Origin of the sequence: Pedobacter gandavensis (genome assembly GCF_032678465.1) — a bacterium.
GTDB lineage: Bacteria > Bacteroidota > Bacteroidia > Sphingobacteriales > Sphingobacteriaceae > Pedobacter > Pedobacter gandavensis_B.
Genome location: NZ_JAVTSK010000008.1, coordinates 1 through 12905, shown reverse-complemented (window position 1 = coordinate 12905; position 12905 = coordinate 1). Strand labels below are relative to the sequence as shown.

Sequence of the window (12905 nt, the reverse complement as noted above, 5' to 3'; positions counted from 1 at the left end):
TGCTCCCGGTTTTTCCTTTCTTAGCTACTAAGCAGGAATATCTTAATTAATGGTTATCCGATCATTGGCAATATGATATTTGAAATGTTTGGTGAATCCTAGTATATACATGATTTCTGATAAGTGTTGATCTCCCAGGGTAATAGATATTCTTTCCTCATAAAGAGATGGGTCTTCAGCAACTATTTTGACTTTATATTTTTTCTCTAAAACACGGAATACATTACCCAATGTTTCCTGCTCAAAAACAAGTTTACTGTTGCACCAATCATTTACAGCGATCTCTGGGGCTTTGGCTTTGATGAGGTGGTTTTGAATATCGCTCAATACTACTTGTTGCTTAGGGAGTAGCATAACGGTCTCTTTTTCCTGAGGACCTTTCATAGTGATACCTACCTTCCCGGTAACCACACTTACTTTAGTACTCCCTTCTTTTTTATAAGCCCGTACATCAAATGATGTCCCTAAAACCACGACATTCAAACTGTTTGTTTTTACAATAAACGGCTGACTTTTTTGATGTTTTACTTCAAAAAAAGCACGACCATCAATCAGTTCAACTGTACGGTTCGCTTTATTAAACTGTTTAGGATACTTAAATACAGATCCGGAGCTTAACCATACTTTAGAACCATCCGGCAATAGAAGCTCCATAATTTTATTCCCTGGAACATTCACCATTTTTCCATTGGCCAGGTCAAACTTATCAATGGCAAACTGCCAGCCAAAAAACACCAGTGCCAGAACCGCAGCAGCTGAAGTTATTCTAAACATCAAACTTCTACTGAAATGACGTTTCTTATGTGGAGCCTCTTCTATTGGCATTGTATTTAAGAATCCTTTACTTTTCAGATTTTCAAAAATTCGTTCTTTCACTTCTTCTTCGCTCTCCGGCATTTTAGTATCTACTTTTTCCAGCCATCCCTGATCAACGGCATCATACCATTGATTAAGCTGTGCTTTTTCCTCAGCACTAGCTTCTCCAGCGAGATATTTTTGTGCCAATCGTTTCAGTTCGTTTCTATTCATCTGAATTTAATAACCCTTATTTACTCTATAGAGTCTGCTGGAAACAAAACACCCTTAGTCAAAAAAAAATAAATTTTCGGAAAGCGAAGCTATTCGTGTACGGACAAAACATACCAAGCTCATTTAGATGATGATAAGCACAGTAAAAAGTATTACCTGAAGAATATAAGATGGTCCTATGAGAACAATGTCATTGTGTACAAAATGATAAGGAAATGAAGTACATCGCCAACATTCGAGCGAATAATACGAAGGGCTTTAGTGAGGTGAGCTTCTGCTGTTTTTTGAGAAATATTCAACTGAGCAGCAACTTCGGCAAGAGACTGATCCTGCAATTTATTGTATTGAAATACAAGGCGGCATTTTTCAGGTAACTTATTCGACAAGTCCGTGATGATTTCTAAAAGTATCTTATGGTCGATATCAATTTCAGAAGTTGCGTTCGCTGTTAAAAGGCCTACAATATTTTCTTCTTGCTTCGACCGCTTTTCTTTAGAAAGATGACGAAAAACCGCGTAACGGGTCATTGCGGCAAGGTAAGATGGAATACATACCATATTTAAACCTTCTCTTTTTTTCCAGATCATCAGAAAAACATCCTGAACAATTCCTTCAGCCGCTTCCTGGTCTTTTAAAAGCTTATGTGCTATGTAATAGAGTTTATCCCAATACCGATTGTAAATTTCAGTAAATGCCTGCTCATCACCTTTTCTAAGGCGCAACATAAGTCCATCGTCCAGAGTTACGTGGTTAGCGTTCACAGTTTGGTTAGTAATTTGGTTAGTCGTTCAAAAACGAATCTAGCATAAAAATAACAAAAAGTGTATTCAAAAAATAAATAATTTGTGATGTGTATAATAATTTACAGCTAACGTATTCATTTTTTATCTTCAATCAATTAAATCGCGGATTTCCACCGCGATTTAATGAAATTATTATAGTTTTCCTCCTTCCTTCAGCTCTTCAGTCCCTTTTTTAAAAACCTGATCGTTAACACCTAAGTCACCGAAAACTTCCATTAATGGGCCCTTACGCGTCCCAATGGCCACTGGAATACGCTTAATTAGCCCATCTGCAACTTTAACGATAAATACTCCTGATTGTGCTTGGACCACTGCTGATGCTGGCAACCAAAATGTCGCTTCCGGCCTGCGCATATCCAGATTGACCTGAGCATATTCGCCACCCCCTAACTGCCCATCTTGATTGAATACATCAAATTCTGCGGTTACAGATCTCAGTTTTTGTTGTAAAAAAGCAGCATTTCTAGATAATGAAGCATAAAATACCTTACCTGGTAAAGCGCTCACGGTAAAAGAAACCTTGGTATCTTTTGAAATCGCCCGACTGTGTTTCTCTGGAATAGCGACTGTCAACCTCAAACGATTATTTTGAACAATTGAAAATAAAGGAGTCGTGCTGTTCTCTCCTACCAAGGCACCCACAGAAACATTTTTTTCCATAACTGTACCATCAAAAGGGGCTCTGAGTGTCAAATATTGTTGCAATTGATCAGATACCCGCGTATTAGACCTGATTGCTGCATAAGCCGCACTGTCGCTTCTCAATTTACTCCAGGCCTTATCTAATTCAATAGCTGCCACGGCACCAGATTTACCTGCAGCCTTTTTTAAGCGTTCGTAACTTTGCCTACTGTATAAATAATCTTCGTAGGATTTTCGTTCATCGGACTTTGCAGACTGATAACGCTGGGCAATTTCCGGAGCTTCCAACACCGCTATTAGTTCTCCCTTTTTTACTTTAGTTCCTCTGTCTACATAGATTTTCTTCACAAATCCTTTAACTTTTGGATACACCAGTACTTCTTCATAAGGCTTCAATTCTCCAGGTAGTGAAAGCTGATAAACAGGTTGATCCAGAATAGGGTTGACAAACTCTGATCCTTTTACTAGGTTTCCAGCATCAGTCCCATCTTTTGTCCTGGCAATTTTATCAGTTACACCGCCTGCAGCAGTCTTTTCTTTGCTTTCCGACTCTTCGGAAGCACATCCTGCCATCACCATCGGAATGAATAGTAACAAGGCATATTTATAATTTTTCAACAAAATACTTTTCATTGGATTATGTTTATTTTTCAATATTTATAAAACTTTCCTATGCGCATCAATTGTCAAGATATACTTAGGATCATTTTATTTTTAAGGATTATATACAAGTATTTAATACATTTTTATTCATTGGATCATCCGGATCTAGGCTGAGACTATCGGTGTTTTTATTTTTCATTACCCATACAAAAAGCTGTGGTAAAACCAGCAATGCCGTAAGTGTAGATAAGATCAGACCACCAATCACGGCCTGTCCTAATGGCGCAATTTGTTCTCCACCCTCTCCCATACCAATGGCCATTGGTACCATTCCGGCAATCATCGCCATCGTAGTCATTATGATTGGCCGTAAACGGGAAGAGGCAGCCAATAATGCAGCCTGTTTGGCAGTCATCCCCAGCTTAAGTCGGTTCACTTCTGCCTGATTGATCATCAACACAGCATTGGATACCGATACCCCCACAGACATAATAATCCCCATATAAGATTGCAGATTAAGCGTGCTCCCAGAAACCAATAACATCAGTAAACTACCACCAATCACCGCAGGAACTACTGTCAGAATCAACCCAGACAAAGCAAAAGACTGATAATAAGCTGTTAACATCAGAAAAATCACCACAATCGCAACGGCCAACCCGGTTTGTAAACCAGTTAAGGTTTCCTCCAATAAAGGCATTAACCCTTCAGAACTCACAACTACTCCCCTAGGTGCTTCTCCAATCTTATTTAAAACCTGCGCTACTGCTTTGGAAGCTGCTCCTAAATCAGTATGATGCAAATTTGCCAAGACCGTCACATACCTGTTTGGCCCCTGACGATTTACTTGCGCTGGTAGTTTGACCATTTCCAATGTGGCTACATCTTCCAGCACCGGACGCGAATGCCCTGATTTCAGTGGTAATGAGCGTAACCTATCCAAAGACTCCATGTCAGGCTCTGGCACCTGAACCTGTACCTGGAACACCAATCCCGATTTTGGGTCTATCCAAAGGTTTTTATTTGTAAACCTGGTGGAAGAAGTAGCCATGGTTAAAGCTTTACTCACATCATCCATACTTAAACCAAATTGTGCTGCCAACTCCCTGTTTACATTCACCTGCGCACTTGGATAATTGAGTGGTTCTGCAATCCTTACATCTCTCAGAAAAGGAATAGTTTTCAATTCTTTTTCAATCTTTAGTGCATATTTCTCCGCCCCTTTTACTTGTCCGGCAGCCACTTTAATCTGTACTGGGTTCATCGCTCCCTGACTCATAATTTTCTCCACCAGCTCCATCGGCTCGAAACTAATCTGCAGTTCCGGGAATTGCTTTTTTACTTCCCGTCGAATCTGGTCCTTCAATCCTACAATTTCCTTTTTATAGATTTTTTGATCAATCGACAATTGCAATACCGCTTCATGGGAAGCACTGGTGAAAAGGAATATTGGATTAATGGCTGTAGCCGAAGGTTGTAAACCCACAAAAGCAGAACTGATTTTTACCGCAGAATCCGGCATTTGTGCCTTGATCACCCTCGTTAACTTAGCAAGGTAATCTTCTGTAATTTCCAATCTGCTACCTTCCGGAGCCAACATACGAATCTGAAGATCGCCGCTATTACTCGCCGGCATGATGTCGGTACCAATCCTTTTTCCTGATATTCCAATCATAATCAATACCAGTACTGCATAAACACCAATTACCACAACCATCCTTTGCTGACCTGCTCTAATCAGTATCAGGTAACGTCGCTTAAATTTCTCAAATCTTGTCTTCTTCTTATGGAGACTGATCTTATGGTGTTGAAATAGCTCCGGCTTCATCAACCAGTTTGCCAGAATAGGTACGAAAGTTTGTGAAGCTATAAACGAAGCAATCATCGCAAAAGCAACTGCTAGTGACAATGGCATAAACATATCCTTTGGAATCCCTGTCATCATAAAAGAAGGAATCAAAACCGCCAGAATACAGAGAAGTATGAGAATTTTAGGAATGGAAATTTCCAGTAGAGCGTCAAGAATAGCTCTCTGCTTGGGTTTTTCCATTTCAAAATGCTGGTGTATATTCTCAATGGTTACGGTCGCCTCATCCACAAGAATTCCAATAGCAAGCGCCAGTCCACTGAGTGTCATGACATTGATAGTTTGCCCAAACATATACAGCATAATTACTGCAGAAAGTATGGCAATAGGAATTGTCAATACAACAATTAAAGCACCTCTGGAATCTCCAAGAAAAAGAAACACCATTAATCCGGTTAAAATTGCCCCTAGAACTCCTTCATGGATCAAATTTTCTAATGAACGTTCGATATAACCACTCTGGTCAAATACATAATTTACGCTTACATCTTCCGGTAAAGCTGCTTTCAAATTCGGAATAGAAGCTTTTAAATTTTCTACTACTTTAAGTGTGGAAGCATCTGCTTTTTTGATAACAGGAAGATAAACAGAGCGCTTTCCATTGATCACCGCATAGCCTGTGGTCACATCTGCTGCATCTTCAACAGAACCAATATCTTTTACAAATACATTGGTTCCAGAACCTGTTCTAATTGGGATATTCAGGAACTCTTCGGGTCCTATAGCCATAGTATTAGAAGGGCTCATCAGGTTCTGATCTCCGATTCTAATATTTCCGGCAGGAGCAGGAAAGTTATTCCTGGCAATGGCCATAGTCACCTCTTCTGCAGATAAACCATAGGAAAGCATGAGTTCCGGATTAACTTTGACTACCATTGTACGGGCATTTCCGCCGAAAGGAGCTGGGGCCGTTACTCCTGGAATGGTTACAAACATTGGTCTGATTTTAGTTAAAGCCAAGGTCTGTAGTTCAGTAATAGAGCGCTGAGAACTTTCAAACACTAATTGTCCGATCGGTAATGAACTGCCATCAAAACGAACGACCTGAGGAGGCACCGCACCTGGAGGAAGAAATCCCATGGCTCGAGCTACCTGAGCAGCAAGCTCTCCCGATGCCTGGGCCATATCTGTACCAGAATAAAAGGTTAGTTTCATCAGGGTAAATCCCTGCACACTTTTAAAATCGATTCCCTTTACTCCTGAGACAAAGATCAGGACCTTTTGAAACTCATTGGCCATAAAGCCGTCCATATAAGCCGGGGTTAATCCCCCATAAGGCATGGCGATGTAAATTACAGGTAACTCCACCTTTGGAAAGATATCTACATTGATATTCTTAATGGCTGTAAATGAAAAATAGGCGATCGCCAATACGGCAACCATTATTGTTAAAGGTTTTTTTAACGCAAACCTGATCATATTCATATTATCTTATTTAAATTGATGGAACAGAAAACTGTAATCACCGCTCAACTCCGCTTTTGTATTGAGCTGAGTCCACAGGGCCTGATGAACTTCAATATTGCTTTTCTCTACCTGCTGTAAGAGCGATTGAATCTGCAATAGATCCGTCAGGTTGATTAAGCCTGCTTCATACCTTGACAAATACAGTTCATATGCATTTATCGTTTTAAGAACTGCCTCTTCAGTTTTCTCCACCTGCCTGATTTGTGCCTGAATACGGGAAGTCACTGCCTGTAAATTGGTGTTCATTTGAAGCTTTTGTAATTGATATCGCGATTTTGCAGCATCTACTTGCTTTTGAGCACGCTTCTTCTCCAGAGAACCGGTATAGAGATTACTCAAGTTCCAGCTTAGCCCCAGGCCTACAAGATAATTTTGTGCGCCATTATTATAACCTGAGGAATAGTTATTTTGTACCGTTCCATCCGCATTAATTCCAGTGCCTCTGGCGGAGAATCCTGCCAATAACGAAATGGAAGGCAACTGTTTCTTTCCTATCACCTCTCTTTGTAATTGCTGAACCATCAACTGCTTGTCCAGGATTTGCAGAAAAGGATGCAAAACACCGACAGCATCTAATTTTTCCACGGTAAAGCACGTATTCATGTACTTTTTCAAAGGTAAAACCTGATCAGCAACCAATGCTGGCGCCAATTCTTTGAGTTTAATTTGTCCGGCCTGGTACTTTCCATTCCAATCTTCCAGCTCGGCCTGAGCTTGTAAATAAGTCGCCGCTGCCAGGGCGGTATCCGCTCCTGGCTTTAGTCCAGCCTCCGCAAGACTTACTGACAATTCCAAAATTTCCTTTACACGTTTCGTATTTTTATCTGCCCATTTTCGACCGGAACCAGTATACAGCAGGTCCAGATAACGACTGGTCGCATTTGCTAAAAGCGACAATTTGGAAGCTTCATAATTACTCCTTGCTTCCTGTACTTCAAATCCGGCAGCAGCAATCATTTTCTGCTGCTTACCAAACTGCGATACCTTCCAATCCATCAGTATTGAGCCAAAACTGTTCATAGTTGTACCCAAACCGGTCGGATCACTCGCTCCTTTTCCACTCACATTAAAAATGCCAGGAACTGGAAAAAAAGCACCATTTGTCCCCTCAAAGGTTCCAAAGGAGTTTTGTAATTGTAATTGAACCTGTGGAATTGCCATATTTTGCAATTCCCTTTTCCGATATTCGGATTCCCCAATCTTCGCCTGCTTTTCAGCTAGCAATGGGTATTGTTCCGCTGTCAATTCCCATAAATGGGAAAGAGAAAGTTCTTTATGCGTTTGAGAATATCCCGGGATACCAGATAGCACCAGTAGGATACCCGTCAAATAAAGAGGATTCTTCATCATCAATAATTAAAATTTTGGAAATAAGTAATTGGTGTAACTTAGGAGGGGTTACACATGCTAGATGAAAAGCGGGATTCTATATCAGCAAAAGCCTGTTTTTGATAAACAGTGGGACCGGAGACCCGGAAAAAACCAAACCTGTAGGAACCACTGAAAGTTTGTCATTCTTAAAAGACAATACCGACAATAGGAAGGCTGGTAACAGGAAAAAAAACATCAGGGCCGATGACGACTTCTGAACCATGTTCTGCTCAAAAATGGAGCTTCCATCTTCGGAAATTAATGCTGCCGAGCAAGAAAAAGTGGCACCAGTCATCATAACATCTCTTGACGATAAAATCTTATTTAGTTTCATCGCCGTCTGACTAACCGGACTAACTTCCGTAAAAAAAGATTGAAGACCTTTTCTCACAGCACATGCAGAAAGTAGAAAACAGCCCATCAGCACAAATAGCAGCAAAGTCCTTGCTTTGCGGGTATTGTGATGGGTCATTGGTTTTATTAATTTATGCATGTGCTGCAAACATAGCCTTTTTTAAGGGCACAAAAAAAGTTATGGGTGAACAATTGCCCAGCCCTCTGCCTCACGAATGATAATTTCACCATTACCAGAAGGTACAAAACTGATGAAATCGAACAACTCAGATTTATCAATTTTTCGTTCTCTTAAAGTATTTTCACATTGTGCCAAAACTACTCCTTTAGCCTGTAAAGCCTTTAACGTGGCTTCATAGCTGTTGTTTTTATTGTAAACAGCGACCCCATCCCCGAACACAATTAGCTCCACTTCCAATTTACCTTTCAAACGTGGATCTTCCAAGGCATTTTTTATGTTACGTAAACAAGCATTGATTCTTTTTTCCTCTCCGTTATTTAAGACATACAAGGCTTTATAATGCTTTTTGGTCGCTTTTGCACCCGTAAAAACCGGTGTATTTTGAGCCATTACCGGCGTTAAAAATGAACAACTTAAAAATAAGAATAGGATCAGAAAGAGATTTTTCATTTTAAATTTGGTTAAAGATTTACAACCGCAATATATGTTTTTTAATAGGGCAGATCAAAATCCAGCCTTAAGGGGATTTTATATCTTTGGTCTGTTCGATTCGAAACCAATAGTTTATGTTCAAAAAAATAAATAACCTGACCATCCCTGGAAGCAACAGAAAAACTTCATACAATCTAAACTTGATTAAAGCAATTCCTGCCCTGAAAACCAATTTTTCTATTGAAATCTTTGAAGGAATTGATCAAATTTCCCATTTTTCCAGATCAATAATTTTACACCTTCATTAACAGAAATCATCAAAGGGAAAGTCCCTACTGAAAACTATTACCGACTCCTCTACTTTAAACAATGGAATCTGCTATGTCTACGAAACAATTAAATGGTCTTATTACATCAATTCTGTTCTTTAGTAGCTGTCTGCTTCTTTTTCTTAGTTCTTGCAGAAATGAAGAAGAGACCGATAAACATCAGAAAATAAAATATTTTCCGGCTTTTAACACCTCTGATGACCATCTTCAATTACAACAGCTCAATAAGGATGGAGAAGATGTCCGCAGGGTGTACGTTTCCAGGGATAAAAAAAAATTAATTGTATTGCTAAAACCTTTGGAGAAACCTTCTGGCAACGCTTACCATTTAAGGGTTTACGATGAACGCCTAAGCCTGACTAAAGAAATTACAGCAGACGATCTGGATGGTTTATTTGGACAGGATGACCTTGAAAATATTTATGCAGGTAAGGGCTATTTTGAGCACCAAACTTTTCAATACCGCCCTATTCAACAATTACGAATTACTGATCAACCGATCAAAGACGAAAACTTCTTAGAAAAAGACATGAAAAGCTTTGAACAGATGCTAAAATTCGGTGATACTTTATTAAGTTTTCAAAGAAAGGATTATAAAGGCAGCTTCTATTTTCTTAAAAATTCTGGAACAGTTTATCAGCTATTTTTTAAGGACTGCGCCTATTGCGAGGGGAAATACAACGCAGCAGAATCAGTCTCAGAGTACCGTGCTGCTGATAACGGTGCTGATCAGGTATTAAAACCGAAGGAAAGAACTTTACTGGGCTGGATTCAAAAGAAACCTTTATTCTATTACCAATTAAACTTCGGCAATGAAACAGTCGATTTTAAAATTAGCTATCCCGATGAAAATCTATCGACGCAAATAAAAAAAATTGAATTCGCTGGAAAGCCGCTATTGCTATATAAAATACCTGGCAAAATGGTTAATACCTTGTTCTTTTTCAAAACCACTGATTAAGATATTTTGTATTGTCATGATACAGTTAAGTACGTAAAAAACATGATTTTTTATTGCCCCCTTGAAAGGGAACAATAAAAAAATCCGGCCCTGGAGCATGCATTATCATCTTTATCTGACTTTGTAAAGCACTATTATACAACAACGTTAAATGCCTTTAAATACTTCCGAAAGTAATTTATAAGAAGTTAGTCTTGCCTGATGGTCAAATATATGAGAAGTCGCCATAATCTCATCCACCTGCGTCTGGTCCAAAAACTGCTGAAGATCATTCGCAATTGTCGTTTTATTACCTGTAAAAGTACAAGCTAACATTTGTCCCGCCTGCTCTTCTTCATATTCCGTCCAAACCTCGGCCATATCATCAACAGGAGGCTGTAAAAGCATACGTTTTCCAGTTACAATACCTCTGAACAACTGGTATAAGGAAGTCGCAATCTTATTCGCTTCGGCATCAGTGTCCGCAGCTACCACATTTACACAAGCCAATACATAAGGTGTTTTTAAATGTGCCGAAGGTTTAAAATTTTGTCTGTAGATCTGAATGGCAGTCATGAACTGTGCAGGTGCAAAATGACTCGCAAAAGCATAAGGCAAGCCTAATGCAGCGACTAAACGGGCACTGTCAGTACTAGAGCCAAGAATCCAGATTGGAATGTCCAAACCTTCACCTGGAATAGCCCTAACACTACTGTTGCAATTTTCTGCAGAAAAATAGGCTTGAAGTTTCAATATATCCTGCGGGAAACTATTGGCTGCATTCATTCTCTCTCCACGAATGGCCATTGCAGTCATTTGATCTGTCCCGGGAGCCCTTCCCAAGCCCAGGTCAATTCTTCCAGGGAATAAAGATTCCAGTGTACCAAATTGTTCGGCAATCACCAATGGCGAATGGTTTGGTAGCATAATACCGCCAGAACCTACTCTGATCTTCTTTGTTCCACCGGCAATATGTCCGATAACAACAGAAGTGGCAGAGCTTGCGACACTAATCATATTGTGATGTTCAGCTAACCAGTATCTATGATAACCCCAGTTTTCTGCATGTTGTGCAAGGTCTAAACTATTCTTAAAAGTATCAGCAGGAGTTTTCCCCTCTATAACAGTAGCCAAATCCAATACTGAATATGGGATGGAAGTCAGTTCTTTCTTCATGTGAAATAAATAAACACAAAAGTACGACCAAATTACTTCCAATATCAGCCAACTATGGTGTTATGACTTTCAATTCACAAGTCAGGATGAATACCTGTCTTTTGCCAGTGTAGATCCTCTTTCGATCAAGTTAGAGGCAATATGTAATTTAGTTGGGGGCGAATGACCGGCCAAATCCCCTTTCATTTGAGAAAGTAAAAGATCAATTCCATATTTTGCGATTTGGTACACAGGCTGCTGAATGGTCGTAATTCCCGGAGGATAAAGACTAAAAATCTCTGTATCATCGAAGCTAATAAAAGCCAGATCCTGAGGAATGCGTAAACCCAATTCTTTTACACTAACGATGCCCATTACCCCAAGATAATTGGTGGTAAACAAGATAGCATCCATTTTTGGATGTGCTTTAATAAAGGACTTTATTTGCTGAATTCCTGCGTTCTTATCTACCAAATAGGGAACCTTAAGAACCATTTCTTCTGATTCCTGAATTCCATTCCTCCTTAATGTACCTTGATACCCCATCAAACGTTCCTGTAATTGAATCAAATCAAGATCTGAGGTAACAAAACCAATGTTCCTATACCCCCCATCAATAAAGCAAGTCACAGCCTTATCGACACTATGATAATTATCGACCAGCACATGAGGAATATTGAGCTCAGGAAAATATCCATCCACCAGTACTATGGGTTTTCCATGATCAATTAACTTTTGTACTTCGTCCTCCAATCCTTTTAAAGGAGTAATAATGTATCCGTCTACCGATTGTTGCATGAGCATACGCATTACATCCTTACCTTTTTGTACATTATTATCTGTACTACAGTAAATAATCCGGTAGCCTGACTTTTCTGCCTCTGCCTCGATCACCTTACTCATTTCGCCAAAAAAAGGCCCGCCAATATTTTCTACCACAAGTCCAATTACCTTAGACATGCCCGTACGCAAGCCTATAGCCATCCGATTAGGTTCATATCCAATCTCTTTAGCTGTATCTAGAATTTTCTTACTGATCTGTTTACTAATATGTCCTTTACCATTTAAAACAAAAGAAACTGTAGTAATAGAAGTATTGGTCAGTTTTGCGATGTCTTTAATCGAAACCTTTTTGCTCATTGTAATTTTATTAAAAAACCTGATGTTTTATCCTGGTGAATTTCAAGGGATGAAAAAGAATGATAAAATCTAAAGCCTGGATAAATTAACGCAAAAATATCTGTAAAACAAGAAAGCTCCAGATTTCTCTGAAGCTTTTGTAGTGGTGTGGGCCGGGATCGAACCGGCGACACAAGGATTTTCAGTCCTTTGCTCTACCGACTGAGCTACCGCACCGTTTTTATTATCTTGTCCCGTTGTTTGGGATTGCAAATGTAGGGTCTTTTTTTGAAAAACCAAATATTTTTTTGAAAACACTTAAACAAACCGACAGGTTCAATTAAAGAAATGAGGCTAACTATCTACAAGCTAGAGAAGTTCAGCTGATAATATTTTTATAAAAAAAATGGAGAAATGTTTCAATTTTAATAATTGATAATACATTGATTCAACATAAAGGTACCTCTTTCTATTATGTACTTCAGAATTTCAGATGGCTGTGCTACTCCAACTTTCCTCCAACTGAAAAAAACCATCCCAAGGAGTCGCTCCTCCCGAACACTTCCACGGATTTCTTTAATTAAAAATTGAGTATGAGTAGAGACAGAATTAG

11 protein-coding genes and 1 tRNA gene are annotated in these 12905 nt (G+C 39.3%); 1 reads left to right on the top strand and 11 read right to left on the bottom strand.

Going from position 1 to position 12905, the window contains the following annotated elements:
• Positions 1 to 42: 42 nt before the first annotated feature.
• From R2Q94_RS15200 to R2Q94_RS15170, 7 genes are all read right to left on the bottom strand, one after another.
• On the bottom strand, positions 43 to 1029 hold the full coding sequence (locus R2Q94_RS15200) for a FecR family protein (RefSeq protein WP_316822324.1): 987 nt from the start codon (positions 1027 to 1029) through the stop codon (positions 43 to 45).
• 176 nt (positions 1030 to 1205) lie between these two features.
• Positions 1206 to 1790, bottom strand: coding sequence for an RNA polymerase sigma factor (locus R2Q94_RS15195; RefSeq protein ID WP_316822323.1), 585 nt, complete (start codon positions 1788 to 1790; stop codon positions 1206 to 1208).
• Positions 1791 to 1964: 174 nt separating this feature from the next.
• Positions 1965 to 3107 (bottom strand): efflux RND transporter periplasmic adaptor subunit, encoded by a 1143-nt coding sequence (locus tag R2Q94_RS15190; protein WP_316822322.1) that lies wholly within the window; start codon positions 3105 to 3107, stop codon positions 1965 to 1967.
• Positions 3108 to 3195: 88 nt separating this feature from the next.
• On the bottom strand, positions 3196 to 6369 hold the full coding sequence (locus R2Q94_RS15185) for an efflux RND transporter permease subunit (RefSeq protein ID WP_316822321.1): 3174 nt from the start codon (positions 6367 to 6369) through the stop codon (positions 3196 to 3198).
• A 6-nt stretch (positions 6370 to 6375) separates the two neighbouring features.
• Positions 6376 to 7761: a TolC family protein gene (locus R2Q94_RS15180; protein WP_316822320.1), complete on the bottom strand. Its 1386-nt coding sequence runs from the start codon at positions 7759 to 7761 to the stop codon at positions 6376 to 6378.
• A 76-nt stretch (positions 7762 to 7837) separates the two neighbouring features.
• The gene (locus R2Q94_RS15175; RefSeq protein ID WP_316822319.1) at positions 7838 to 8275 is read right to left on the bottom strand and encodes a hypothetical protein; all 438 of its coding nucleotides are present in this window, start codon (positions 8273 to 8275) and stop codon (positions 7838 to 7840) included.
• 39 nt (positions 8276 to 8314) lie between these two features.
• Positions 8315 to 8767, bottom strand: coding sequence for a DsrE family protein (locus R2Q94_RS15170; RefSeq protein ID WP_316822318.1), 453 nt, complete (start codon positions 8765 to 8767; stop codon positions 8315 to 8317).
• 363 nt (positions 8768 to 9130) lie between these two features.
• Between R2Q94_RS15170 and R2Q94_RS15165 the strand changes: the two genes are divergently transcribed.
• The gene (locus R2Q94_RS15165) at positions 9131 to 10039 is read left to right on the top strand and encodes a hypothetical protein (RefSeq protein WP_316822317.1); all 909 of its coding nucleotides are present in this window, start codon (positions 9131 to 9133) and stop codon (positions 10037 to 10039) included.
• Positions 10040 to 10186: 147 nt separating this feature from the next.
• Here the strand turns inward: R2Q94_RS15165 and R2Q94_RS15160 are convergent, their stop codons facing one another.
• The 4 genes from R2Q94_RS15160 to R2Q94_RS15145 form a co-directional block, all read right to left on the bottom strand.
• The gene (locus R2Q94_RS15160; protein ID WP_316822316.1) at positions 10187 to 11194 is read right to left on the bottom strand and encodes an LLM class flavin-dependent oxidoreductase; all 1008 of its coding nucleotides are present in this window, start codon (positions 11192 to 11194) and stop codon (positions 10187 to 10189) included.
• A gap of 81 nt (positions 11195 to 11275) precedes the next feature.
• Positions 11276 to 12313, bottom strand: coding sequence for a LacI family DNA-binding transcriptional regulator (locus R2Q94_RS15155; RefSeq protein WP_316822315.1), 1038 nt, complete (start codon positions 12311 to 12313; stop codon positions 11276 to 11278).
• Positions 12314 to 12456: 143 nt separating this feature from the next.
• A tRNA-Phe gene (locus R2Q94_RS15150) sits at positions 12457 to 12529 on the bottom strand.
• 188 nt (positions 12530 to 12717) lie between these two features.
• On the bottom strand, positions 12718 to 12905 hold a 188-nt coding region (locus R2Q94_RS15145; protein WP_316822314.1), incomplete at its 5' end, for a hypothetical protein.

What these genes read in the sequence shown, in the direction of transcription:
- R2Q94_RS15200 (WP_316822324.1), bottom strand. Translation starts at nt 1,029, where the DNA reads ATGAATAGAAACGAACTGAAACGATTGGCACAAAAATATCTCGCTGGA.
- R2Q94_RS15190 (WP_316822322.1), bottom strand. Translation starts at nt 3,107, where the DNA reads ATGAAAAGTATTTTGTTGAAAAATTATAAATATGCCTTGTTACTATTC.
- R2Q94_RS15185 (WP_316822321.1), bottom strand. Translation starts at nt 6,369, where the DNA reads ATGAATATGATCAGGTTTGCGTTAAAAAAACCTTTAACAATAATGGTT.
- R2Q94_RS15180 (WP_316822320.1), bottom strand. Translation starts at nt 7,761, where the DNA reads ATGATGAAGAATCCTCTTTATTTGACGGGTATCCTACTGGTGCTATCT.
- R2Q94_RS15175 (WP_316822319.1), bottom strand. Translation starts at nt 8,275, where the DNA reads ATGCATAAATTAATAAAACCAATGACCCATCACAATACCCGCAAAGCA.
- R2Q94_RS15170 (WP_316822318.1), bottom strand. Translation starts at nt 8,767, where the DNA reads ATGAAAAATCTCTTTCTGATCCTATTCTTATTTTTAAGTTGTTCATTT.
- R2Q94_RS15165 (WP_316822317.1), top strand. Translation starts at nt 9,131, where the DNA reads ATGTCTACGAAACAATTAAATGGTCTTATTACATCAATTCTGTTCTTT.
- R2Q94_RS15160 (WP_316822316.1), bottom strand. Translation starts at nt 11,194, where the DNA reads ATGAAGAAAGAACTGACTTCCATCCCATATTCAGTATTGGATTTGGCT.
- R2Q94_RS15155 (WP_316822315.1), bottom strand. Translation starts at nt 12,313, where the DNA reads ATGAGCAAAAAGGTTTCGATTAAAGACATCGCAAAACTGACCAATACT.